This is a genomic window from Streptococcus caballi DSM 19004 (assembly GCF_000379985.1).
Lineage (GTDB): Bacteria > Bacillota > Bacilli > Lactobacillales > Streptococcaceae > Streptococcus > Streptococcus caballi.
Map to the genome: position 1 here is coordinate 1 of NZ_KB904076.1, position 25,720 is coordinate 25,720.

Consider the following 25,720-nt stretch of genomic DNA (forward strand, 5'->3'; position numbering starts at 1 on the left):
GTGTGGAAGTCTATTTTGCCCACCCTTATGCTTCTCATGAAAGAGGAACAAATGAAAATTTCAATGGTCTCTTGAGAGAGTTTCTCCCAAAAGGTGTCTCTCTCAACTCACTAACGACAGAAGAACTCAATCACTACGTCTCTGCTATCAATGACAGACCTAGACGACTTCACAAGTATAAAACCGCAAATATTTTGTTTGGGCTAGCCCAAACAGCTTAACCTCTGGAACTCTAGTTATCAATGAACTTGTTGCACTTGACTTGACAAGTGGGGTTTTTTGACAATTTTTGGAAAACGCTCTCTTTATTGCCAGGACTAGGCCCTGAGCAGGATAAAGACTCCTCGCAAAAGGAGCCTACTTTCTTTGATTGGTCAAACAGTTTTGAACAATCTGTCCAAAAACTTAGCGACGGTATTGGCTAAGGACGCGGGTCAGTTTTTCTTGAACTTCGCCTAGCTCCTCAACAGTTGGTAAATAAACGATACGGAAATGGTCAGGCTCCATCCAGTTAAATCCTTTACCTGGGACCAACATAACCTTCTCTTGCTTAAGTAATTCCAAACAGAACTGCTCATCATCATCAATCTGATACATGTTGCGGTCAATTTTAGGAAAGATGTAGAGACCTGCTGTTGGTTTGACAGCTGATAGACCGGGCACTTCATTAACAGCCTTGTAAATGAAATTACGTTGCTCGTAGATGCGGCCGCCTGGCAAAAGCAGCTTGTCAATGGATTGAATCCCGCCAAGCGATGTCTGAATCACATGTTGTGACAAAACATTAGAACATAGGCGCATGTTTGACAACATATTGAGGCCTTCAATATAGCCTTTCACGTGTGTTTTGGGACCCGACAAGACCATCCAACCAACACGGAAACCACAAATACGATGAGATTTTGATAAACCATTCATGGAAACACAGAAAACATCCGGTGCCAAGCTAGCAATAGCCGTGTGCTTTTGACCGTCCATAACCAAGCGATCATAGATCTCATCAGCGAAGATAATCAAATCATTTTGACGTGCAATGTCAACAATTTCCTTGAGAATCTCATCTGGGTAGAGAGCACCTGTCGGATTATTAGGATTGATGACCACAATAGCTTTAGTATTTGACGTGATTTTAGACTTGATGTCGTCAATATCTGGGAACCAACTAGCCTCCTCGTCACAAACATAGTGCACAGCTGTCCCACCTGCTAGACTGACGCAAGCTGTCCAGAGAGGGTAGTCTGGCATAGGAACCAATACTTCATCACCATCGTCCAAAAGAGCTTGCAGGGATATGGAAATCATCTCCGAAACGCCATTCCCGATATAAATATCTTCCACATCTACTGGTGGGAAACCTTTTAGCTGGCAGTACTGCATGATAGCCTTGCGAGCTGAGAAAATTCCCTTGCTATCAGAATAACCTTCACTGTCTCTGGCATTAAGAATCAGATCACGGATAACTTCATCTGGCGCGGTAAAGCCGAAGGCGGCTGGATTTCCTGTGTTAAGACGAAGAATCTTTTCTCCGTTGGCAATCATCCGATTGGCTTCGTCCAAGATAGGACCACGAATATCATAGGCAACATGTTCTAATTTTGACGACTTATCAAATGTTTTCATAGTTTCACCTCGTAGTTAACATTATAAACTAATTGACTAAAATGTAAAAGTCTTTTCCTATCGTATTGACAGACGAAATCATTGAAAAGAATAGAGAAGAATTTCAGAAATCCCCGTCAACCGCTTTCACTTTTAATGTTAAAAGAGTATAATAAAGATATAAGAAAGAGGAGGGCAAACTTATGTCACAAAAATATGAACGTATCCTGGTTGCCATTGATGGGTCTTATGAGTCAGAATTAGCTTTTGAAAAAGGGGTCAACGTTGCCCTTCGTAATGATGCTGAACTGCTTTTGACGCACGTTATTGATACACGTGCACTCCAAAGCGTAGCAACCTTTGACACTTACATCTATGAAAAATTAGAACAAGAAGCCAAGGATGTTTTGGCAGATTATGAAAAGCAAGCTCGTGAAAAAGGCCTACAGAAGGTTAAACAAATCATTGAATTTGGTAATCCAAAGGTTTTGCTTGCTAGAGATATTCCTGACAAGGAAAAAGTGGACTTGATTATGGTTGGTGCAACAGGTCTCAACACTTTTGAACGTCTTTTGATTGGTTCATCATCAGAATACATCATGCGCCATGCCAAAGTTGACTTGCTGGTTGTCCGTGATCGTGAAAAAACACTCTAAGAAGCTTAATAAACTAAAAGAAAAGAGGAGCTGAACAAGCACTTGATTGGCCTTGTTCAGCTCCTCTTTTTTTAATTTTCTGAAAATAGACCTTATACTCGACAATTCAATACCAAACCAGCAAACTTTTCAGGTCATGCTGCTCTGCATATTTCTAGAAAAGCAGTTCTCCCCTTGCCATGAAGAAGAGGAGTCCGCTCTCTTAATTTGAGCATCAAAAAATCAGCCTCTTACTATTAAGACTGATCTTCTTTCGCTTTTTTATTATCTTTGGGCTGACGACTGAGGGATTTTTGAATTTGTCGGTCTAGCTCTCGCTTAATGGCAGGCTCAGGGGCAAAGCGTTCTTCCCAATCATCAGGTTTTAAGATTTTATGGGTGACTGGATCAAAGTGGGCCTTGCCATCTGGGAAAATCTTACCCATGTTGGCTCCGTGAACTGTATCAAAAAGCGGTTTTGGGTCAACCCCCATAAGAACAAAGGAGCCATAAGTCAGATAAAGCAAATCTGTCAGCGCATCAACTTGACCAACTAAGGGACTCTCAGGGTGAGGTTTAGATTGGACCTTATTAGCCGCCTTATCAATGGCTGCATGCAGGTCTAGGAGCGCTTGAGTGAACTTGATTTTGTCTCCCTGACTGGTCGCGTACATAAATTCCACAATCTCTTCAATTTTGAAATCAGAACGGTGACTGGCTTCGGTCAGGTCGTAAACTCGCGGTGTCTCGCAAGTTTCTCCATCCATAAACTGGTGGAAATCCTTAACCTTGTTGAAATTCTCGTCCTGACTCTTAAAGACCTTATCACTTTCAAAATGAATGAGACCAAAGTGGGCCAGAGCCTTAGCAATCCCGTCATTGTTATTGCTGGAGGTCGTGTAATGGGCTCGCTCCTTGACCATCGCGCCAGCATTGCCCATAGCCACCCCGACACCGACACCAGCCAGCATCTCTAGGTCATTTTCCGAGTCGCCAAAGGCCATAACCTCGGACAAATCAAAGCCATAAGTCTGGCCAACACGCTCAATGCCCTTAATCTTTGATTGATCTTTGGAAATGAGGTCAGCTGAGTAGGGACTGCTGCGCGTAATCTTGATTTGGGGGAATTTTTGCCGAATCTGGTCTGTCTCTCCTTCTGTCGCAACTAGAACAATCTGATAAATAGGCTGACGCATAATAGTCAGCAGACTGTCAAAGCGTTGGGGTCTAAAACGACGAATCAAATGCTTGAAGCTGCGCTCTACAGTCTTGGCCCAAGACTTAGGCACCAGACCGCTGACAATCTGACCAAAGCGGCTAGTCCCCATATCAATAATGCGGGAACCAACCAAGCCAGAAGCCGTCCCCAGAGAAATTTCCCGTCTCTTATCACTGGCATAACGAATAACCTTGTAAATGGTGGGCTTAGGCAGCTGATTTTCGTAGAGAAGCTGATTGCGAGTAAAGATATATTGACCATTATAGGTGATGGCAAAGTCCAGACCAAGATTTTCCAAGAAAGGTTGGACAAAACCTGGTCCCCTACCTGTCGCCAACCCTACAAAAATACCCTGTTCCTTCAAATGATGAATAGCATTTTGCGTTGACTTAGAAACCGTCTTGCGATCATTCAAAAGGGTTCCATCAATATCAAAAAACACTGCCTTAATTGCCAATTTCTCTCTTTACTCCTTTCTCTTTATGATAAAATAGATTATAACATATTTTTGAAAGAAGTATTAGGAACATGAAAAAAATACTTGTCTTACACACCGGCGGAACCATCTCCATGCAGGCTGATAGTTATGGAAACGTCAACCCCAGCGCTGATAACCCCATGAACCATGTTGGCTTTGAACTGGATGACATTGACTTAACCGTTGTCGATTTCTTCAATATCCCCAGCCCCCATGTGACCCCCTACCACATGCTGGCTCTCTACCATAAGATTCGCGATACGGCAGGGCAATATGACGGAGTTGTCATCACACACGGTACAGACACCTTAGAAGAGACCGCTTATTTTTTAGACACCATGGCGGTGCCTCAGATTCCTATCGTGCTGACAGGCGCCATGCGTTCCTCTAATGAATTGGGAAGCGATGGGGTCTACAACTATCTGTCTGCCCTTCGTGTTGCCAGCTATGATAAAGCAGCAGACAAGGGTGTCCTAGTTGTCATGAACGATGAGATTCACGCTGCCAAATATGTCACCAAGACCCATACTACAAACGTCGCTACCTTTAATACACCGACCCACGGACCGCTGGGCATTATCATGAAACATGAGATTCTCTTTTTCAAAACAGCCGAACCTCGTGTCCGCTTTGATCTGGATCAGATTTCAGGTACCGTACCTATTATCAAGGCATATGCAGGGATGGGAGTTGGTGATGGCATCATCAGTCTGCTTGATCCTGACAAAATTGACGGTGTAGTCATTGAGGCTTTAGGTGCAGGTAATCTGCCACCCGAAGCGGCCAGCGAGGTTGAACGCCTCATGCAACAGAGCGTCCCAGTTCTCTTAGTCTCTCGCTGCTTCAACGGTATTGCCGAACCCGTTTACGCCTATGATGGCGGCGGCGTTAAACTGGCTGAGACTGGTGTTATGTTTGTCAAAGAGCTCAATAGCCAAAAGGCTAGGCTCAAACTCCTCATCGCCCTCAGCGCAGGACTATCAGGTCAAGACCTTAAAGATTATATTGAAGGATAGAAAGGATTTACTATGAAACTAACCATAAGTGCAACCGACAAATCCGAACAAAAAGATTTCCATTATTCGCTAGAAGTCTCTGATCGTCAGCTTCTTGCCACGCTAGCTTGCGTAACTCTACTGATTGGCACAGCCATCGTCACACGAAAAAAGAAAGGCTAGGAAATCTCCTAGGCCTTTTCTTGATGGCTGATGAGTCCGGTCTCATTATACAAAAAGCAAGCTCGCATGATACTGTTTTGAACAGCTTCTGTGAAAAGTGACCGCATACGCTAGCATTTTTTATTTTTCCAACAAGAACCTCTTTTTCGTTTAAAAGGTGTGCTAAAATATTGTCAGCTTGACAATTAAGCTTAGCTTTTCAAAAAAAACCAGCAAATCTAGCTGGGCTGATATTGTCTCATCGAGCTATGGTCTTACGTTTTCTAATAAATTACGGCCATAGCATTTTTTTATCTAAGTATCGAAAAGGAGTTAGTGTTTTTCTAAATGAACCTTAGATGTTCCCATAGCGTGCTGGAGCTGGTTTTACTTTAGTAAATGTTTTCTTGTAGTTTACTTTAATTGTCATAAGTATCACCTCTCATATTTGATGATTTCATTATAGTCAGCCAAGCTTAAAGGAGGCTTATAGAAAACTTAGACAAAGCTTATACTCATTGAAAATCAAAACTTCACATCTTTGACTTCAGCCGTAGACCGGTATAGTTTGAGTTTTGTCGTCTTATCAAGGTGGATTTTCTTTGAGTATTAATCGAAATTATCCTTCCTCTTAAGATTTTGGACAATCGGTACCCAACGCTGATCTGTTTGCCAATTTTTATCAGAGACGATTTCCACGGCAACACGGCGAGCCTCTTCTAGGATATTATAATCTTCCACGATGTTAGCCACCTGAAATTCTGGAATACCAGATTGGCGCGTACCAAAAATTTCACCTGACCCCCGCATTTTGAGATCGGCCTCAGCCAGAACAAAACCATCTGTCGTCTCACACATGGCTTTCATACGTTCTTTCCCGCTTTCCGTTTTAGGGTTGGCAACCAAGATACAATAAGACTGTTTATGACCGCGTCCCACACGCCCGCGTAGCTGATGCAGTTGGCTCAGCCCGAAACGGTCAGCATCCATGATTATTATGATAGTAGCATTTGGAACATTAACTCCAACTTCAATAACGGTTGTTGATACCAAGATTTGCGATTTCTTGTCCTTGAAGTCTTGCATAATCTGATCTTTTTCTTCATTTTTCATGCGACCGTGCATGAGGGCGACTGTGGCGCTACCCGCAAAATAGGCAGACAATTCCTCATGTAGAGCGACAGCATTTTTCAAATCAAGTGCCTCTGATTCCTCAATCAAGGGAGAGATGACATAGGCCTGTGCATCCTTGACCAGCTCCTTTTGAACCCAATCAAGAACGGTATTTAACTGCTCGTGCTTGACCCAGCGCGTGATAATAGGTTTGCGCCCCGCTGGCATCTCATCAATAATAGAGACATCCATCTCACCAAAGGCGGTGATGGCCAGTGTCCGCGGAATGGGCGTCGCTGTCATCATAAGCACATCAGGATTCTCACCCTTTTCACGGAAAACACGGCGCTGATTAACCCCGAAACGGTGTTGCTCATCTGTGATGACCAAGCCCAAGTTGCGATACTGCACAGCATCCTGAATAAGGGCATGCGTCCCCACGACCATGTCCACTGACCCGTCAGCGATGGCAGACAAAGCAGCTTTCTTAACTGCTTCCTTCATACCAGAGGTCAAAATGGAGATGGATAAGTCTGGAAAGAGCTGTGTCAAGCTTTCAAAATGCTGCTCAGCTAGAATTTCCGTTGGTACCATGAGAGCTGACTGATAGCCAGCAGTATGGGCTGCATACATAGCTAAACTGGCAATAACCGTTTTCCCCGAACCCACATCTCCCTGCAAAAGGCGGTTCATGTGTGCTCCGGAGCGCATGTCTGATAGGATTTCCTCCAGACTTCGCTTCTGCGCCCCTGTTAAGGAAAATGGCAGAGCAGTAACCTTATCAGCAACTGCCTGCTGATTATAGGCGATAGCAAGTCCATTACTTTCAAATTTATTTTCAGCCTTCAAGACCTGCAGGTTCATCTGGAAGTAAAAGAGTTCTTCAAACTTAATGCGGCGCAAAGCCTGTTTGTATTCTGCCAAGTCTTTTGGAAAATGCATGGCTCTAGTAGCCTGAGATCGGCTGAGTAGGCGATATCTGTCAATCAGAACTTGTGGGAGATTTTCTGTCAGCCATTCTACCGCGCCAACCTCAAAAGCTGACTTGATCGCCTTAACCAGTACAGTCTGTGAGATGCCTTTAGCCACTCGATAAACAGGCTGCATGTCATCTTCAACTTGAGCTAGTATTTTCATGCCAGTCACAGCAGACTTGATTGCATCCCATTTGCCAAAAACCGCAAGATCCTGCCCTAGTTCTACCTTGTCAGCAAGATAAGGCTGATTAAAAAAACTAATATTGATGACAGCCTCATCCTGCTTGAGTTTGAAAGTCAGACGATTACGCTTGAAGCCATAATACTGAACATTAGCAGGCGTGACTACAGTCCCTGTGATGACAGCCTTCTCCCCATTAGCTAAGTCAAAAACGGACTTACTCTTGAAGTCCTCATAGCGAAAAGGGTAGTAGAGCAGCAAATCCTCAATGGTATAGATGCCTAATTTTTGAAATTTCTCCGCAGACTTGGGACCTAGTCCCTTAAGCTCTGCGATAGGAGAGTGTAAATTCATAGATTCCTCGTTTCGCTTATTAATGACATTATACTATATTTTCAGCATAGAAAAAAACCCAAAGTTGGGTTTTCATCTTATCTGATTATCAAATTATTGATGACCTTTGACATAAGTAAATTGTGCTGCTTGAGCTGCACTGAATGTGCGGTAAGAAATAGTTCCTAAACCAAGAACGTTTGATTCTGAAATCAGAATGGATCCATCTTCCTTAACTTCTTCGACAAAGGCTACGTGGCCATAAGTCCCATCAGCGCCAGCTTGACCTGGCAAGAATGACAAAGCTGTACCAACTTCTGGCTTGTGACTTGTTTCATAACCAGCCTTGAATTGCCAATCACCACCATTCCCCATGAAGGCATCAAAGTTGATGTTGAATTCCTTAGCACGGTTATAAACATACCAAGTACATTGTCCCCAAGGGTATGAAGCTGTGAGATAAGTTGATGAGTTTACAGGTCTTGAAATGCTATAACCCGCTGGAACATTAACAACGCTGGCAACTCCTGCCAAGTTAACTTGTTTAAGCTCTTCAGGGATAGCAGGCGTTCCACCATGCTCATCAATCCATTTATCAATAGCTTTCATGGTTTCTGCACGACGTTTACCAGTACCTGAAGCGTCCGTGAAATAAACGCCGCCATCAATGAAAGTATTGAGCATACCATTAGCTAATTTTTGAGCCTTCTGGTCTTGAATTTGGAAGCTGAGGTTTTTATTTTTAATAATGGTTTCCTTAGTTAAAGCACGAACGGCCACCTCATCATTGTATTGGTTGGCATTATTCGGATTGGAATCAAACGCTCCATATCCAAACATGTTAGCACCTGGCGCTGTTGCAACACCTGCAGTCCCTAATGAACTTTCGGCAATGGCAATGGCAAGAATAGCACGAACATCAAGTCCACTCTCCTTTTCCCACTCTAACAATTTAGCACCATTGATACGTTTAGAATCATAGGCAATACCTGTAGAAGCAAGGTAGCCGTCTAACTGCTCTGCCGTAATTCCATAACGATGCGCTAGAAGATTGTGGCTGTAAGCGTCACTGCCAGACCAATGCTCAACATAGAAAGCCTGATTTAAAGCAATATACTTAGACAAATCTACATAGCTATCATCAAAACTTCCTGTTGTTGCAACCGCATTTGTATTGAGCTGAGGCTGACTGACCGCTACTTCTGATGCCTTTTGTTCAGTAGCTGATGAGACCGATGCAGCTGGATTCAATGTTGTTTGACTTTGTGACTTATCAGTACCTGATGAACTTGCCGTCGTTGTGGATGAACTTGTAGCGGTTGAAGAAGCTACCGTTGAACTTGGACTGGTTGACGAACTGGCTACTGTCGAGCTAGACTGACTAGTCTCTTCATCAGATGTTGATGTTGTCGTTTCAGATGGAGCCACTGAACTAGACTGAGTTGTTGGTGGCGTTTCCTGGGTTGAGGAAGACTCTGCTGGACTAGCTGTGTTTTCCGTCACATTACTTTCTGTTATAACTGGGTCAGAAGATTCTGTTCTTGTTTCAGACTCTTCAGTAGACACAGATGTTTCAGTGATTGCTTGCGAACTATTTGTATCAATAGTTTCCGCAAAAACTGTTAAAGGCAAGCTATTTGAAAAAATCAAAGCAAGTATCACCGCTGATGTAATTGCTTTATTCTTCATCTTGACACCTCTTTCTAAACAATGTATACTATCTCATTTATTATAGCATATTATTGTAGAACATTCTAATAATTGGATTTTAATTAATAAATTCTAGGTATGCGATCGCTCAGCAAACAAAGGACTTCGTAATTAATTGTTTGTTTATACTGAGCTAGATCTGTTGCAGAGACGCTATTGTCCCCACTTCCACCGATCAAAGTTACCTTGGTACCCAGAGTATATTTTTTAGGCAGATGGATGGTAATCTGATCCATGGAAACACGGCCAACAATTGGACAGAAATGCCCATCAACTAAAACCGAAAACCCTTGCAGATCTCGGGTCCAACCGTCCGCATAGCCAATAGGCACTGTTCCAATGTACTCCTCCCCAGATGTGGTGTAGGTTGCTCCATAGCCAATATCTGCACCTGCTTCTAGTTTTTTGACATGAACCAGACTGGACTCCAAACTAAGTGCAGGCTTAAGTGGAAAGGGAAGCTCTAGCTCCCTTCCACTGGGATTTAAACCATACATAACAATACCGAGACGAACTGCATTGAAAATAGTTTCACTATGCCATATACTGGTGGCTGAATTGGAAGCATGAACTAAATCCGGTTTATAGGCCAGATTGTCAACTAACTCACTAAAAAAGCTAAACTGTTGCTCAAATTTATCCAGGTCGGCTTCGTCTGCTGTCGCAAAATGAGTAAAAATTCCTTCCACATGACAACCCTGCTCATTCAATTTAGCAATCACCTGATCGGCTTCTGACAAGCTTCTCACACCTATTCGTCCCATTCCTGAATCCACTTTAAGATGAACAGATAAACCAGATAAATCAATTTGAGTTGCTATTGCCAGATTGACCCATCCCATGCTGGCAACCGTAACTGTAATCTGATATTTTTTTGCTAAAACAATTTCCTCGGGCATGATAACTCCCAAGATTAGGATGAACTCTGTAATACCTGATTCTCGGAGTTCAATGGCTTCGTCAATATTTGACACACAAAAGCCATCCACAAGCGATCTAATGTGCTGAGCAACTTGTACAGCCCCATGACCATAAGCATTAGCCTTAACTACCGCAAAAGTCTTTTTTCCAGCTGGAATATGAGCCTGCACAGATTTAATATTCTGACTAATAGCCTCTAAATCTATCAGTGCCCTAGTTGGGCGATGTAAACTTGAAATCATGCGTCTTCCTCCAAAATAATACTGGCTTGAACAAAATTTCCACTATGAGATAGGGAAATGAGAACTCTCCCCTCAAAAGGAGAGCGTGTCACTTGCGGAGCACCCTTCTCATTATTGAGTATCTCAATATCCTGAAAGCCAAGTTCGCCAATCCCTGTTCCCATGGCTTTAGAAAAGGCCTCCTTGCCTGACCACCTTCCCGCTAAAAATTCAATCTGACGTTTATGGGAAGAAATACCTTCAAAAACACGCAATTCATTTTCTGTCAAAACTCGCTTAGCAAATCCTTTGTTTCTTTGATAGGCGCGCTCAACACTGCTCATTTCTTGCAAGTCAATCCCGTGACCAATAATCATTTTTATTCCTCAAAATGTCTTATAAATTTCTTTGAGTATTAAAAACACTCTCTCATTATTATACTCTTTTTTGATATTTAAACCATAAAATAGGGAAAGGTCAGGAAAACATCCCGACCTCATATTCATCCAATTTAAAAAAGAAGCTCTTCAAAAGAATCATGACTTAGCGTGGCATGAATTTCACGAATAAGTTGTTCTGTTTTTTCCCAGCCAAGACATGGGTCTGTGATAGATTTACCAAATACTTCTGGTGTGTTTTGACGACCATCTTCTAAGTAAGATTCAATCATGAAACCACGAACGTACTTATTAATCTTATCACTCCAATCACGATTAATCAATGTTTGACGAACGATACGAATTTGTTCAAGGTAATTTTTCCCTGAATTATCATGATTGGTATCAACAACGATAAATGGATTTTCTAAGCCCATTTTCTCATAAAGTTCAATAGCTTTCAACAAATCATCATAGTAATAATTCGGTTCATTTTCGCCATGTTCATTCGTTGCTCCACGAAGAATCGCGTGTGCCAATGGATTTCCGTCAGTATCAACTTCAGCGTTATGATAAATAAAGTTTTGTTTATTTTGTGCGGCATAAATACCGTTAAACATGACGTTCAAGTTACCTGAAGTCGGATTTTTCATACCTGTCGGAACATCAATACCTGATGCCACAAAACGATGTTCTTGATCCTCAACAGAACGTGCACCAATAGCATGATAAGAAACCAAGTCATCTACCAATGGAAGATTTGCTGGATAAAGCATCTCATCTGCTGTTGTTAAGCCAGTTTCTGTGATAACACGATAGTGAAGATGACGAACCGCAGCAATACCATTGATAAGATCAGGCAATTTTGAGGTATCAGGCTGGTGCATCAAGCCCTTATAACCGTCACCATTTGTACGTGGTTTTGCTGTATAAACACGCATAACGATAAAGATTTTATCTTTGACTTCCTCTTGAAGTTTCGCTAAGCGGTTAGCGTATTCAAGAACAGCCTCTTCATTATCAGATGAACAAGGACCGATAACCAAAAGGATACGATTGTCCTCACCTGTGATGATTTTTGCCAATTCTGCATCACGCGCAGCTTTCTTAGCAAGAAAATCACCTTCTAATTTTGAAAGTTCTTTTACCTGTGCAATATCAATTTTTGCACTTTTTTGATGTATTCCCATAGATTATTTACCTAATGTGTCATAAATTTCGTGAACAAGTTGTGCTGTATTTTCCCAACCAAGACATGGGTCTGTAATAGATTTACCAAATACTTCTGGCGTATCTTGACGACCGTCCTCTAAGTAAGATTCAATCATGAAACCACGAACATATTTGTTAATCTTTTCATTCCAATCGCGGTTAATCAAAGTTTGACGGACGATACGAACTTGTTCTAAATATTGTTTACCTGAATTATCATGATTGGTATCAATAACGATAAATGGATTTTCTAAGCCCATGTTTTCATATTGCTCAATCGTATCGATAACATTGTCATAATAATAATTTGGTACATTTTTACCATACTCATTAGTTGCACCACGAAGGATTGCGTGTGCTAATGGGTTACCTGATGTTTCAACTTCTTCGCCGTTAAATAGGAAAGATTGCTTGTTTTGCGCAGCATAAATACCATTAAACATAACGTTCAAGTTACCTGATGTTGGGTTTTTCATTCCTGTTGGAACACTGATACCTGATGCCACAAAACGGTGCTGCTGGTCCTCAACAGAACGCGCACCAATAGCAATATAAGAAACTAAGTCATCAACCAATGGAAGATTTTCAGGATAAAGCATCTCATCTGCTGTTGTCAATCCTGTCTCTGAAATAACGCGATAATGAAGGTTACGTACAGCCTTGATACCATTAATCAAGCTTGGTGCTTCTGACGTATCAGGTTGGTGCATCAAGCCTTTGTAGCCATCACCATTTGTACGTGGTTTTGCTGTATAGACACGCATAACCATAAAGACACGATCTTTAACTTCTTCTTGAAGTTTCGCCAAACGGTGTGCATATTCAAGAACAGCCTCTTCATTATCAGATGAGCAAGGACCTATGACCAAAAGAATACGATCATCTTCACCTTTAATAATAGCTTCTAGTTCACGATCACGTGCTTCTTTTTGAGCTAAAACTTCACCTGTTAAGGCAGATTCTTCCTTGAGAGCATCGAAATTAATCTTTTTACTTGTTGCTTTAAATGACATGAATTTTCCTCTCCTGAATAGAAACTTTAGATTTTTTACATTATACCATTTTCAGGCGGGTTTTCAATTGATTTTTCAGAATTTTCTATCGGCTTTTTTAAAATTGTTTGCGACCATGGCAATTTTTGAATTTTTTACCAGAGCCACATGGGCATCTGTCGTTGCGCTTGACATTCGAGAAATCAATACCTGAAGCATCAACTGCATCTACTTGCTGTGCTGCAATATTCTTCTCAGCCGTTGTCGTTGTATGACTTGTTACGCGTTCACGTTCTTGTTCATGAATTTGAGCCTTCATCATAGTGCGTGTCACATCAAACTCAATAGCTCCAATCATATCTTGGAACATACGGAAACCTTCTGCTTGATATTCAACGACAGGATTATTTTGGGCATAACCACGCAAACCAACTGAACTCCGCAACTGATCCAGAGCATCAATATGGTCTGTCCATTTATTGTCCACAACCATCAAAATCAGAACTTTTTGGAACTCACGAATAGCTTCTTCATCACGTAATTTGCTGATTTGGCTGTTATAAACAGCTGAAGCAAGATCGTACAAATAATCCTTAATTTCTGCATCTTTCAAACCTTCAAGATCTGATAGGCTAATACTATCTTCTGAGACGATATTAGAACTTGCAAAACGCAAGATAGCTTTCAAAGCCTCTGGGCGCTCTGAGCGACTATGAGCATCTACTGCTCGGTCAATGGTGCGCTTAATCATAGCCTTAATTTCAGGACCAAGGTCACGGTCAGCAGTAATAACATCACGACGTTCAGCATAGATAATTTCGCGTTGTTCACGCATAACATCATCATACTGCAAGACCTGTTTACGCGTATCATAGTTATTACCTTCAACACGTTTTTGAGCAGATTCAACCTGACGCGTCAGCATACGTGATTTGATGACAGCATCTTCTTCATCCAAGTTCATACGATCTAAGAAAGCCTTAATGCGGTCTGAACCGAATCGGCGCATAAGTTCATCTTCCAATGACAAGTAAAACTGTGACTCACCTGGATCGCCTTGACGACCTGAACGTCCGCGTAGCTGATTATCGATTCGACGGCTTTCGTGACGTTCTGTACCAATAACACAAAGTCCGCCAAGTTCACGGACGCCTTCTCCTAACTTGATATCAGTACCACGACCAGCCATGTTGGTAGCAATGGTAACTGCACCGCGTTGACCAGCATTCATGATGATTTGCGCTTCTTTGAAATGATTTTTAGCATTCAAAACTTCGTGCGGAATACCAGCTTCAACTAATTTTTTAGAAATCAAATCAGAGGTTTCAACCGCAACTGTACCAACTAGAACAGGTTGTCCTTTTTCATGGCGAGCCTTGACATCTGCAACAACTGCTCGGAATTTAGAATCAAGCGTTGGATAAAGAAGATCGGCGTGATCAATACGAGCCACAGGGCGGTTGGTTGGAATTGGAATAACGCGCATGTTGTAAACCTCGCGGAATTCTTCTTCTTCTGTCTTGGCTGTACCAGTCATACCTGCCAATTTCTTATACATGCGGAACATGTTTTGATAAGTGATTGAGGCGCTTGTCTTAGATTCCTCTTGAATTGGCACATTTTCCTTAGCTTCGATAGCTTGGTGGAGGCCATCAGAGAAACGACGACCTTCCATTGTACGACCTGTAAATTGGTCAACAATCAAAATTTCTTGATCTTCACTGACTACATAGTCAATATCAAGAAGCATGATATAGTTAGCGCGCAGCGCATTGTCAATATAATGAGTCAGTGCAACATTGTCCAAATCATAAAGATTTTCCAAGTGGAAATAATCTTCTGCCTTATCAATTCCCGCGTCATTTAAACCGATTGTCTTCGTAGGGACGTCAATAACATAGTCATCTTTAGTTAAGGTTTTGACAAACATGTCTGCACGAACATAAAGTTGATTAGTCTCTGAACTAACTGGGCCAGAAACAATCAGTGGTGTACGAGCTTCGTCAATAAGAACAGAATCTACTTCATCGACCAAGGCAAAATTTAGTGGGCGCTGAACCATATCTTCTGCACGAACAACCATGTTATCACGAAGATAGTCAAAGCCAACTTCTGAGTTAGTTGAATAGGTGATATCACAATTATAAGCTTCGCGCTTTTCAAATGGAGATTTAGCAGCTAAGTTAATACCGACCGACAGACCTAGCCAGCTATAAACCTCCCCCATCTCCGTCGCATCACGTGTGGAAAGGTATTCATTGACAGTGATAACATGAACCCCTTTGCCAGCAAGAGCGTTGAGATAAACAGGCATGGTGGCAGTTAAAGTTTTACCTTCACCAGTACGCATTTCTGGAACATCACCGTGGTGCATGACAATCCCACCCATGATTTGAACACGGTAAGGATAAAGTCCTAGTACACGTTTAGCTGCTTCTCGAACAACCGCAAAAGCTTCTGGAAGAAGGGCATCTAGGCTTTCTCCTTTTTGGTAGCGCTCCTTAAATTCTGGCGTCTTAGCTTGTAATTGTTCATCAGTTAAATTAGCCATTTCCTCAGCATAAGATTCAACTTTCTTCGCTGTTTTTTCTAATTTTCTTAATTCACCTTTGTCATTTTCAATGACTGTTTTTAGAATATTTGCCATCCTAATTCCTTTCGATAGTCTTATCAAGCTATTTTATCATATTTTATATGAAGCTTCAAGAAATGACAGGTGGTCTGTCAAGCTCATCTAAAAAAGCCAGAGCTTTCTGACTTTCTCGCTTAATTTTTACTCGTTAGGGTGACTTGCAATAATTTCTAAATTTCCGTCAAATTCCCAACTGCTAGCGCTGTTGGGGAGAATAAAGTGATCACCCTTCTTCAAACTATACACTTGATGATCCAGCATCAAATGTCCACTTCCAGACAAAACACTGACCAACAAATAAGGGGCTGAACGTTTGATTGTTACTGGACCCATAACAAGCCATTTATAAACAGCAAAAAAAGGATTGGATACAAGCAGGGTCGAATCCATGTACTTCAGTCTCAAAGTTTCTGGGACACTGTTGGCAGGCTTACCTATACTCAGCACATCAATAGATTTATCAATATGCAATTCCCTCAAATTTCCTTGAGCATCTTTGCGATCAAAATCGTAGACACGATAAGTAGTATCACTAGATTGTTGAGTCTCTAGTATCATAATTCCCTTGCCAATAGCATGCATAGTACCGCTAGGCACATAGAAAAAATCGCCCGCTTTGACTGGAATTTTAGTCAAGAGATGTTCCCAATCACCTGATTCAATCATCCTAGCTAATTTTTCTTTGGAACGCGCATTGTGACCATAAATGATTTCTGCACCTTCATCAGCCGAGATGACATACCAGCACTCAGTCTTGCCCAACTCACCCTCATGTTCTAAGGCATAAGCATCATCAGGGTGAACCTGCACACTGAGCCAATCATTGGCATCTAAAATTTTTGTCAATAATGGAAAGACTGGAGACTTTGGATTGCCAAAAAGGGTGGGTTCTTCTCGATAAAGTTCATCCAGTTTTCTTCCCTTGAAACGACCATTTTTCACAGTGGAAATTCCATTAGGATGAGCGGAGATAGCCCAGTACTCACCTGTCGTTTCTGTTGGTATATCGTAGCCAAATTCATCACGTAACTTAGTTCCGCCCCAAATTTTATCATGCATTACAGATTCTAAAAATAATGGTTCTGCCATAGTCGCACTCTTTTCTCTTCCTATTTGCTCTTATTGTAACACTTTTTATACTCTTTGAAAATCAAAACAATACTTCTTGATAGCTGAACACGCCTAGGATATTGCGAAAAAGATAAATCTTCCTGTATCAAACTCTTAGAATTTAGCGCGCTAAATCTATTAGAAACAGATTTAACTAAGGCCTTACTCCCATCGAGATTGTTTTTTAATATTTATGTGAAAACCAAGATTCAACAAAGAAAATAGTCTAGGATAATAACCCTAGACTAGATGATTAATGATATCAGCGTTCTGCAACTTTCTTTGCCAAGGCAAAGTTACCAAGAGTTGCTGAACCATTTTCCGCTACAGCTGGTGTCACAATATAATCAGTCACATCAGGAACCGGAAGGTAGCCATTTAGGAGGGCTGAGAATTTATCACGGACACGTTTAAGCATATGTTCCTGAGCCATAACACCACCACCAAAAACGATGACTTGTGGACGGTAAAGCAGTGTTGCTTGGACAGCAGCCTGCGCAATATAGTAAGCTTGGACATCCCAAACACTTGAATTTTGCTCGATCAATTCACCACGAATGCCTGTGCGAGCTTCCAAACTTGGCCCTGCTGCCAATCCTTCTAGACAGCCATTATGGAAAGGACAAACACCATGGAATTCATTAGCTTGATCTTGTGGATGCAATGCCATATAAGTATGTCCTGCTTCTGTGTGCCCTACACCACCAATGAACTCTCCACGCTGGATGGCACCTGCACCAATACCTGTACCAATCGTATAGTAGACAAGATTTTCAACACCTTTCCGTGCCATAACTTCGCCGTATGCTGAACTGTTAACATCTGTTGTAAAGTAAAATGGCACTTTAAAATCCTTGGCAATTAGACCAACCAAATCTACATCTGACCAACCTGGCTTTGGAGTTTTAGTGATATAGCCGTAAGTTTTTGAATTTTCATCAATGTCAATCGGGCCAAATGAACCAATTGCCACACCAGCCAAATCATCTTCAAACTTTTTGAAAAATTCTACAGTTTTTGCAATCGTTTCATAAGGTGTTGTTGTTGGAAACTGAACTTTTTCGACCACTTGAAAATTCTCATCACCAACCGCACAGACAAACTTAGTTCCACCTGCCTCTAAACTACCATATAATTTCTTTGTCATTTTTTCTCCTCAGTCATTCTTATTACGCTAACTATTATAAAAAAAATTAAGCGATAAAGCAAGTTAAAAATCGTCAAAAACGTTATAAAATCAAGCTTTTAGACATACTAAAAGAGAGTGACTGGCACTCCCTTTCACAATCTTATTTGACATTGATAAGATTATCGCCTTCAGCAACTTTTCCTTCAGCAACTGGTATTACTTCTGAATAGTCAGCTGTATTTGTCACGATAACCATCGTTGTGTCATCAAGACCTGCAGCTGCAATAGCTGCGCTGTCAAATGTTCCGAGAACATCACCTTTTTTAACTTTTTGGTCAGCTTTAACTTTTTGAGTGAATCCTTTACCGTCCATAGACACTGTATCGATACCGATGTGAATAAGGACCTCAGCACCATTGTCAGATTTGAGACCATAAGCATGACCTGTTTCAAATGCAATTTGAACCGTTCCATCAACTGGAGACACAACTGTGTTTCCACTTGGTTTAACAGCGATACCTTTACCCATTGCTTCTGAAGCAAAGACTGGATCATTTACTGAAGTAAGAGCAACGGTTTCACCAGCCAGTGGGCTAGCAATTGTTTCTGCTGTCACTGTTGCTGGCACACCAGCTTCTTCGACAAGCTCTTCAGTTTCTTTTTTATCTTCAACAGTTGTTTCTTCATCTTGGTAACCAAACATGTAAGTCAAAACGAATGACAATGCTGTTGTGGCAAGAACCATAATAACATATTTAAGAACTTGACCATTGAGGTAAAGAAGAGTACCTGGGATGATTGTGATACCAAAACCAGTACCCGCAAGGCCAAAAATTGAAGCTAACCAACCACCAGCAGCACCTGCAACAAGACCAAGCACAAATGGTTTACCGAAGCGAAGGTTAACCCCAAAGATAGCTGGTTCAGTAATACCAAGTAATGCTGAAAGAGTAGCTGGGAAAGCAAGAGCTTTCAATTTGGCTGATTTAGTTTTAACTGCAACAGCAAGTGTAGCACCAGCTTGAGCAGTCATAGCGGCTGTGATAATAGCATTGAATGGGTCTTTACCATCAGCAGCAATTAGTTGCGATTCAAGAAGGTTGAAGATGTGGTGAACACCTGTAACCACGATAACTTGGTGAAGACCACCAAGAACAAGTCCAGAAAGGCCAAATGGCAAGTTAAGCAAGAATTTAGTTCCAGCAAGAACGTAGTTTTCAACAGAGTGGAAAACTGGTCCAATGACGAAGAGTGCCAAAATTGACATGATAAGGAATGTCAAGAATGGAACAACCAAAAGGTCAAGGACATCTGGAATAATCTTATGTAATTTCTTCTCAAGTTTTGCACCAAGTAAACCTACAAAGAAGGCAGGAAGTACAGAGTTTTGATAACCAACTACAGGAATAAATCCGAAGTAGTAAATCGGCTTAGCAGCACCAGAAGCTACGTCCCAAGCGTTTGGCAGTGATGAGTTAACCATCATCAAACCAAGAACCAAACCGATAACAGGATTACCACCAAATACTCGGAAGGCCGACCACGAAATCAAGGCTGGGAAGAAGGCGAAAGCGGTGTCAGTCAAAACAACTGTGTAAGTGTAGAAGTTTGAAGCTGAGAAAGCTTTTTGAGTAGTTCCAAAAATCCCCAAGATGGTATCGTTATTGATAGCGCCACGTACACCCATGAAGAGACCTGTCGCTACGATAGCTGGGAGCAAGGGTACAAAAACGTCACCAAATGACCGAATAGCACGTTTAAACCAGTTACCTTGTTTAGCAGCTTCTGCTTTTTGATCTTCTTTTGAAGCTGTTGGCATGCCAAGTGCCACAACTTCATCATAGATTTTGTTAACAGTACCAGTACCAAAGATGATTTGATATTGACCAGAGTTAAAGAATGCTCCTTGAACTTTGTCAAGATTTTCAACAGCGTCTTTATCAATGGCTTTTTCATCTTTTACCATAACACGAAGACGAGTCGCACAGTGAGCTACACTGTTGACGTTATCAAGTCCCCCAACAGCCTTGATGACTTCTTTTGCAATTTGTGTGTTGTCCATTTGCAAAAAACTCCTTTTAATATTTTCTTTTTCCAGTGAAGTTAAACGCTTTCACTGATTTACATGTTCAATTTTACAATATTCTTTCATTTCTGTCAAGCGGTTAGCATGTTTTTATCTTTTTTTGCTGTAAAAAGTTGATTTTTACGAGAAAAACGTCTACTATAATTAGTAGTATAGAATTTATGATGGAGGCAATATGTCATTAACAACTGAACAACGCTACAAGCCTTATTCAGAATGGACTGAAGAAGAAATTAATAAAATTAAGGCTAATGCCGCAAGCTCACCTTGGCACACAACTTTCCATGTTGAACCTCATTACGGCTTGCTCAACGACCCAAATGGTTTTTCTTATTTTAAAGGAAAATGGCAACTCTTCTACCAATATTTTCCATTTGGCGCAGCACATGGGCTAAAATCATGGGTACAAACAGAATCAACCGATCTGATTCATTTTAAGGAAACTGGCACAATCCTCTATCCTGACACACCTCTGGACAGTCATGGTATGTACTCTGGTTCTGCTATGCAATTTGGCGACAAACTCTTCATTTTTTACACAGGTAATGTTCGTGATAAAAATTGGGAACGCCAAACTTATCAGAATGGTGGACTTTTGGACAGCAACGGTCACTTAGAAAAAGTCCCTCAAACCTTGATTGCTAAACCAGACGATGTTACTGAACACTTTCGTGACCCTCAAATTTTCTTCTATAAGGGAGAATATTATGCTATCATCGGTGCTCAAAGTCTTGATAAGAAAGGTTTTATCAAACTTTACAAGGCCGCAAGCAATAGCTACAAAGATTGGACTTTCGTTGGTGATTTAGATTTCGAAAACGACGGAACATCTTATATGATCGAGTGTCCTAACCTAGTCTTTATCGATGACAAACCTGTCCTACTCTACTGCCCTCAAGGTTTGGACAAAAAGGTCATTGATTATGGCAATATTTATCCAAACATGTATAAAATTGGTCAAGCTTTTGATACTGAGAATGCAGTCATTATTGATCCTTCTGAGATTCAAAACTTAGACTATGGTTTTGAGGTGTATGCCACTCAAGCATTCAATGCCCCAAACGGTCGCGCTCTTTCTATCAGTTGGATCGGTCTACCTGATGTCGAATACCCAACAGACAAATACGACTATCAAGGCGCCATGAGTCTAGTTAAAGAACTAACCCTCAAAGATGGTAAACTTTACCAATACCCAGTTGAGGCCATCACATCACTTCGTCAAGATGAAGAAAGCTTCGAAAACAAGACTAGAACTAGTAATAGTTATGAGCTTGAACTTCAATTCGACAAAGATAGCCGCAGCGAATTTGTCCTCTTCTCTGACCAAGATGGCAAAGGATTGACAGTTATCGTTGACACGGCTAAGGGAAACATAACCATTGACCGCTCACAAGCTGGTGAACAATATGCCCTTGATTTCGGAACAAGCCGTTCATGTCCAATCGAAAACGCCCCTACGACAGCCAACATTTTTATTGATAAATCAGTCTTTGAAATCTTTATTAATAAAGGAGAAAAAGTATTTACAGGACGTGTCTTCCCTCGTGAAGACCAAACAGGAATTACTATCAAAGATGGACAAGTATCCGGTAAATACTTTGAATTAAAATATTAAAATATGGTTGCTAAACTAACTGACGTTGCTAAACTGGCTGGTGTCAGTCCCACAACCGTTTCACGTGTTATCAATAAAAAAGGCTATTTATCAAAAAAAACAATCAAAAAAGTTAACGATGCCATGCGTGAGCTAAGCTACAAGCCTAACAATCTCGCTAGAGGTCTACAAGGAAAATCCGCTAAGTTAGTCGGGCTGATTTTCCCAAATATCAGCCATATTTTCTATGCTGAACTGATTGAACATCTGGAGCGCGAGTTGTTTAACAAGGGCTACAAAACGATTATCTGCAATAGCGAGCAGGATCCTGAAAAGGAACGTGAATATCTTGAAATGCTATCTGCCAATCAAGTTGATGGCATCATCTCAAGCAGCCACAATCTAGGCATCACAGACTATAATCGAGTGGCAGCTCCTATCATCTCTTTTGACCGTAATTTATCTCCTAACACACCTGTTGTGGCATCAGACAATTTCAACGGAGGTGCTCTGGCAGCTAAAACTCTCCTTCAAGCGGGTTGCCAAAAGACGGTTATGATTACAGGTAACGATGACAGCCAGTCACCCACTGCTAAAAGAAGAACTGGATTTGCTTCTATTCTACCAGACGCTGATTTCGTTAATGTTTCTAGTGACTTTTCATCTATTCGCAAGGAAATGGAAATCAAAAATATCATTACTCAGCTGCAACCTGACGGCATCTTTACATCAGATGATTTGACAGCCATGCTCGTTTTAAAGGTAGCCACTGAATTAGGTATTGCCATTCCTGAACAGCTGAAGTTAATCGGTTATGATGGTACTTCTTTTGTCGAAAACTACCTACCTCAGCTAACTTCAATCAAGCAGCCCATTCATGACATCGCTAAGTTACTGGTCGAGCTTCTCCTTAAGCGAATTGAAGGAGAAGAAATCTCTGTTATGGAATACAATCTTCCTATCACCCTATTACCTGGTAGGAGCATTTAAAAAGCTATGCGAATTAAATTCGTATAGCTTTTTTCATTTTTACAATCTCCCTTAAACAACAAAATCATCTGTAACAGACTTTTCAAGTGACCAAGCCTTAATGGTCACGTTAGAGCTGGCTGTAAAATATGCTTCACTTTCGGTTGGGTAAAGGTGAGTTGTGAATGTAGCCTCTCCATCATTGAAAAAAATTTCTACAGACGAATGATCAATGAAGATAGAAAGCTTTTCCAAGTTTTTTTCCAAAGGCAAACTCAAGCATTCTCCTATAGCTTTATTGAAACGCAAATCCATCTGACTTCTATCAATGGTACAAGTCTTGGTCGCCTTATCATAAGAAATTTGGAAACCTGCACTACCATTTTCTTTAGTAAAGAGATTGAGCCGAAAATCCTGTCCATCCTTGTTTTCCACAGCTAATTCACAAGATCTAGAAAGTTTATCTGTCAGGACCAACTCTTCTTGACGCAGAGAAATCATTTCAGGCACTGGCTTTTGAATCAATCTCCCATCAACAATGCGTAGTTCTCTCGGTATGATAAGGCTACCTTCCCAATCTTCCTCCTCAGTCGGATAATGATTATCAGGCAAGCCAATCCAAGCAGTCAAAATAGCACGGTCACCTTCCTGAACATTTGCTGCAAACTGGGCAGCATAGAAATCAAAACCATAATCTAAATGACGGAAGTCTCCTTCAGCTGTAAAGGTCAGGTTAGCAAAATCCATTCTGCCAATGAGATAAACATTATGGTTGGTACTTTGATTTCGGTGAGGAAGTTTGGTGTACTGAGGTGAGAAGACTAGAATATCCTTGCCTGCAATATGCTCGATAGATGGGCATTCCCACATACCTCCAAGATTTTCAAAACCAGGAACCTTAAGCTCCCCTGCAAAAGTCCAACCTGTCAGAAGATTGTCTGAGCGATAAATGAGCACCTTCCCTTTCAAATCCTTAGATTGGGCTCCCAAGAGAATGTAATAATGCTGACTTTCTTTATCATAGACCACCTTGGGATCGCGCTGATGTTCCGTATAATCTTTGTGTGGACCAAAGAGCGGTTTAGGTGCCTTGACTAATTTTCCAGAATCTTCTAGCTTGGCAACACAAGTGTAGGGTGTCCTCACCCAATTTTCATCGCGGTGATTACCCGTGTAAAAAAGATAGAGGTTATCACCATCTGAAAAACCCGATCCAGAGTGTACCCCTTTATTATCATAAAAAGTGTCTGGATAAATACCAACACCACAATTTTTCCAGTGAACTAAGTCTGTTGAACTTGTGTGGTACCAATATTTCAAGCCATGAACCGCTCCCCAAGGACACCATTGATAATAAAGATGCCAAGTCCCCTTATGATAAATAAAACCATTGGGATCACTGGATAAGCCTGTGATGGGCTGAATATGATAGGTTTGACGATATCTAGATTTTTTTATACTATCGTAAAGTCCCCTAATTTCACTAGCATCTTTCAAAACGCGATAACGTTCTTCCCGTGTCCACTCTCTCATAGTACTCTCCTTTTTTAAAATACCAGTTTTATTATATCGCAACCGCTTTCATTTTTCAATGCAAATTATAAGAAAAAACCTCATTCCCAGAAAAACTAGAAACGAGGTTCTGATATTAAAAAGTATTAATTTTCTTGAACAAATTGACTCAACAACCCATTAACAAATTTAGCTGAGGTTTCGTTCGAATATTTTTTAGCAATTTCAATGATTTCATTAACTGCTACACGATCAGGTGTTTCATCAAAATATTTGATTTCATAAAGCCCCAAGCGTAAGAGAGTCTTATCTGTCAGAGTCAACCGTTCTAAGGTCCAACCCGACTTGAGATGCTCTTCGATCTGACGATCTAATTCATCTTTATGGTCTATCACGCCGTTCACCAAATTAAGAAGGAAGGCCGGTAAGTCGTGTTCCTCTAGATCACTAGATTTGTCATACTCATAAGCAAACTGAGTAGCTGTGAGAAAGTCGCCATCAAATTCTAGGCTAAAGAGTGTTTGGAAGGCACGTTCGCGGAGGTCACGTCTTGAATTTTCAAAATTTTTAGTCATCCAAGAAGTCCTCATCAAAAAGAGACTTCATGTCAGGTTTAGGTGTCTTTTCAGGAACAATTTCTTCCACATGAATATTCACCGCTGAGATATTGACTTCCGCCATATCATAAACAGCTGCTTTAACAGCTTGTTGAATTGCGATACAAACAGCAGGGACGTTGACGCCATATTGTAAGTATACATAAATGTCTGCATTAACAGTACCGTCTTCTTCTGTCTGAAGGTAAACACCTTTTCCAAATGTTTTTCTGCTTAAGCCATCGGCAACAGTCTTATTGCGGAGGGAATGAACACCATCAACCTTAGTGGCTGCAATACCTGTAATAACTTCAAGCACGCGTGGTGAAATAACGATTTCACCAATAGTTTCAGTTGCCATAGTCTGTCCTTTCTAAATCCTAACGTCTTTCCATTCTGAGCAATTAGGCGCGAGAAACGTAAGTTCCTTCTTGAGTGTTGATAATCAATTTTTGACCAGCTTCGATAAAGTCTGGAACGTTAACCACAAGGCCTGTTTCAAGTGTAGCTGGTTTACCAGAACCTGTCACAGTTGCCCCCTTGATAGATGGTTGTGTCTCAGTAACTGTCAATTCAACAGTTGTCGGAACGGTCACACCGATTACTTCAGTTCCATAGAATTGGATTTTTACTTCTGAATTTTCCAAAATGTAAAGCAATTCTTGTTCAACATTGGCCGTTGGGATTTCATATTGTTCATAATTTTCAGTGTCCATGAAATAAGCGGTGTCATCCATTTGGTAAAGGTATTGAGCACCTCGTGTCTCGATGATTGCTTGTTCAAATTTTTCTTCTGGACGGTAAGTTGTGTCAAAAGTTGAACCAGTACGCACATCACGCAATTTCATACGCATAACAGTGTTTCCTTTACCTGGTTTGTGGTGGCTTGCTTCCAAAACTTTAATCAATTTACCATCTGCAGTTTCAAAAGTCATACCAGCTTTAAGCTTACTTGCTTCAATCATTT

The 25,720-nt window shown here is 41.1% G+C and carries 22 protein-coding genes; 6 read left to right on the forward strand and 16 right to left on the reverse strand.

Annotation, left to right across the window (positions count from 1 at the left end; translation table 11 throughout):
* A partial coding sequence (locus A3GS_RS0105240; protein ID WP_018364372.1) for an IS30 family transposase occupies window positions 1-221 on the forward strand: 221 nt, incomplete at its 5' end.
* A gap of 184 nt (window positions 222-405) precedes the next feature.
* On the opposite strand, the gene A3GS_RS0105245 is transcribed toward A3GS_RS0105240, so the two are convergent.
* Window positions 406-1,620, reverse strand: a complete 1,215-nt coding sequence (locus A3GS_RS0105245) for a pyridoxal phosphate-dependent aminotransferase (protein WP_018364373.1) — start codon at window positions 1,618-1,620, stop codon at window positions 406-408.
* A 182-nt stretch (window positions 1,621-1,802) separates the two neighbouring features.
* Here A3GS_RS0105245 and A3GS_RS0105250 point away from each other — a divergent pair, with 182 nt between their 5' ends.
* Complete coding sequence (locus A3GS_RS0105250) at window positions 1,803-2,255, forward strand: universal stress protein (protein ID WP_018364374.1); 453 nt, start codon at window positions 1,803-1,805, stop codon at window positions 2,253-2,255.
* A 236-nt stretch (window positions 2,256-2,491) separates the two neighbouring features.
* Here the strand turns inward: A3GS_RS0105250 and A3GS_RS0105255 are convergent, their stop codons facing one another.
* Window positions 2,492-3,910 carry an HAD-IIB family hydrolase gene (locus A3GS_RS0105255; RefSeq protein WP_018364375.1) on the reverse strand — a complete coding sequence of 473 codons (1,419 nt, stop codon included), beginning with the start codon at window positions 3,908-3,910 and terminating at the stop codon, window positions 2,492-2,494.
* 71 nt (window positions 3,911-3,981) lie between these two features.
* Between A3GS_RS0105255 and A3GS_RS0105260 the strand changes: the two genes are divergently transcribed.
* Window positions 3,982-4,947 carry an asparaginase gene (locus A3GS_RS0105260; RefSeq protein ID WP_018364376.1) on the forward strand — a complete coding sequence of 322 codons (966 nt, stop codon included), beginning with the start codon at window positions 3,982-3,984 and terminating at the stop codon, window positions 4,945-4,947.
* Between the two features lie 12 nt (window positions 4,948-4,959).
* Entirely contained in the window at window positions 4,960-5,109 is a 150-nt protein-coding gene (locus A3GS_RS12885; RefSeq protein WP_018364377.1) for a hypothetical protein, read from the forward strand.
* Between the two features lie 588 nt (window positions 5,110-5,697).
* Here the strand turns inward: A3GS_RS12885 and recG are convergent.
* The 10 genes from recG to A3GS_RS0105320 all read right to left on the reverse strand — a co-directional run bounded on the left by recG (window position 5,698) and on the right by A3GS_RS0105320 (window position 20,058).
* Window positions 5,698-7,737, reverse strand: a complete 2,040-nt coding sequence (gene recG / locus A3GS_RS0105275; protein WP_276106677.1) for an ATP-dependent DNA helicase RecG — start codon at window positions 7,735-7,737, stop codon at window positions 5,698-5,700.
* A 69-nt stretch (window positions 7,738-7,806) separates the two neighbouring features.
* Window positions 7,807-9,381 (reverse strand): CHAP domain-containing protein, encoded by a 1,575-nt coding sequence (locus tag A3GS_RS13165; protein ID WP_018364380.1) that lies wholly within the window; start codon window positions 9,379-9,381, stop codon window positions 7,807-7,809.
* Between the two features lie 83 nt (window positions 9,382-9,464).
* Window positions 9,465-10,565, reverse strand: a complete 1,101-nt coding sequence (gene alr / locus A3GS_RS0105285; RefSeq protein ID WP_018364381.1) for an alanine racemase — start codon at window positions 10,563-10,565, stop codon at window positions 9,465-9,467.
* A complete protein-coding gene (gene acpS, locus A3GS_RS0105290) occupies window positions 10,562-10,921 on the reverse strand; it encodes a holo-ACP synthase (RefSeq protein ID WP_018364382.1) in 360 nt (119 codons plus the stop codon). Before acpS ends, alr begins: the two co-directional genes overlap by 4 nt.
* Before the next feature lie 134 nt (window positions 10,922-11,055).
* Window positions 11,056-12,111: a 3-deoxy-7-phosphoheptulonate synthase gene (locus A3GS_RS0105295; protein ID WP_018364383.1), complete on the reverse strand. Its 1,056-nt coding sequence runs from the start codon at window positions 12,109-12,111 to the stop codon at window positions 11,056-11,058.
* Between the two features lie 3 nt (window positions 12,112-12,114).
* Window positions 12,115-13,146: a 3-deoxy-7-phosphoheptulonate synthase gene (locus tag A3GS_RS0105300; RefSeq protein ID WP_018364384.1), complete on the reverse strand. Its 1,032-nt coding sequence runs from the start codon at window positions 13,144-13,146 to the stop codon at window positions 12,115-12,117.
* Window positions 13,147-13,243: 97 nt separating this feature from the next.
* Window positions 13,244-15,772, reverse strand: coding sequence for a preprotein translocase subunit SecA (gene secA, locus A3GS_RS0105305; protein ID WP_018364385.1), 2,529 nt, complete (start codon window positions 15,770-15,772; stop codon window positions 13,244-13,246).
* 126 nt (window positions 15,773-15,898) lie between these two features.
* Complete coding sequence (gene manA / locus A3GS_RS0105310; protein WP_018364386.1) at window positions 15,899-16,846, reverse strand: mannose-6-phosphate isomerase, class I; 948 nt, start codon at window positions 16,844-16,846, stop codon at window positions 15,899-15,901.
* Between the two features lie 283 nt (window positions 16,847-17,129).
* Window positions 17,130-18,014, reverse strand: coding sequence for a fructokinase ScrK (gene scrK / locus A3GS_RS0105315; protein WP_018364387.1), 885 nt, complete (start codon window positions 18,012-18,014; stop codon window positions 17,130-17,132).
* Window positions 18,015-18,156: 142 nt separating this feature from the next.
* Complete coding sequence (locus A3GS_RS0105320) at window positions 18,157-20,058, reverse strand: sucrose-specific PTS transporter subunit IIBC (protein ID WP_018364388.1); 1,902 nt, start codon at window positions 20,056-20,058, stop codon at window positions 18,157-18,159.
* Window positions 20,059-20,257: 199 nt separating this feature from the next.
* Between A3GS_RS0105320 and A3GS_RS0105325 the strand changes: the two genes are divergently transcribed.
* Entirely contained in the window at window positions 20,258-21,697 is a 1,440-nt protein-coding gene (locus A3GS_RS0105325) for a sucrose-6-phosphate hydrolase (protein WP_018364389.1), read from the forward strand.
* 3 nt (window positions 21,698-21,700) lie between these two features.
* Window positions 21,701-22,666, forward strand: coding sequence for a LacI family DNA-binding transcriptional regulator (locus A3GS_RS0105330; protein ID WP_018364390.1), 966 nt, complete (start codon window positions 21,701-21,703; stop codon window positions 22,664-22,666).
* A 51-nt stretch (window positions 22,667-22,717) separates the two neighbouring features.
* Here A3GS_RS0105330 and A3GS_RS0105335 read toward each other — a convergent pair whose 3' ends face one another.
* From A3GS_RS0105335 to efp, 4 genes are all read right to left on the reverse strand, one after another.
* On the reverse strand, window positions 22,718-24,178 hold the full coding sequence (locus A3GS_RS0105335; RefSeq protein ID WP_018364391.1) for a glycoside hydrolase family 32 protein: 1,461 nt from the start codon (window positions 24,176-24,178) through the stop codon (window positions 22,718-22,720).
* 125 nt (window positions 24,179-24,303) lie between these two features.
* On the reverse strand, window positions 24,304-24,732 hold the full coding sequence (gene nusB / locus A3GS_RS0105340) for a transcription antitermination factor NusB (RefSeq protein WP_018364392.1): 429 nt from the start codon (window positions 24,730-24,732) through the stop codon (window positions 24,304-24,306).
* Window positions 24,725-25,114 (reverse strand): Asp23/Gls24 family envelope stress response protein, encoded by a 390-nt coding sequence (locus A3GS_RS0105345; RefSeq protein ID WP_018364393.1) that lies wholly within the window; start codon window positions 25,112-25,114, stop codon window positions 24,725-24,727. Before A3GS_RS0105345 ends, nusB begins: the two co-directional genes overlap by 8 nt.
* A gap of 43 nt (window positions 25,115-25,157) precedes the next feature.
* Window positions 25,158-25,718 (reverse strand): elongation factor P, encoded by a 561-nt coding sequence (gene efp, locus A3GS_RS0105350; protein ID WP_018364394.1) that lies wholly within the window; start codon window positions 25,716-25,718, stop codon window positions 25,158-25,160.
* Between the last annotated feature and the right edge of the window lie 2 nt (window positions 25,719-25,720).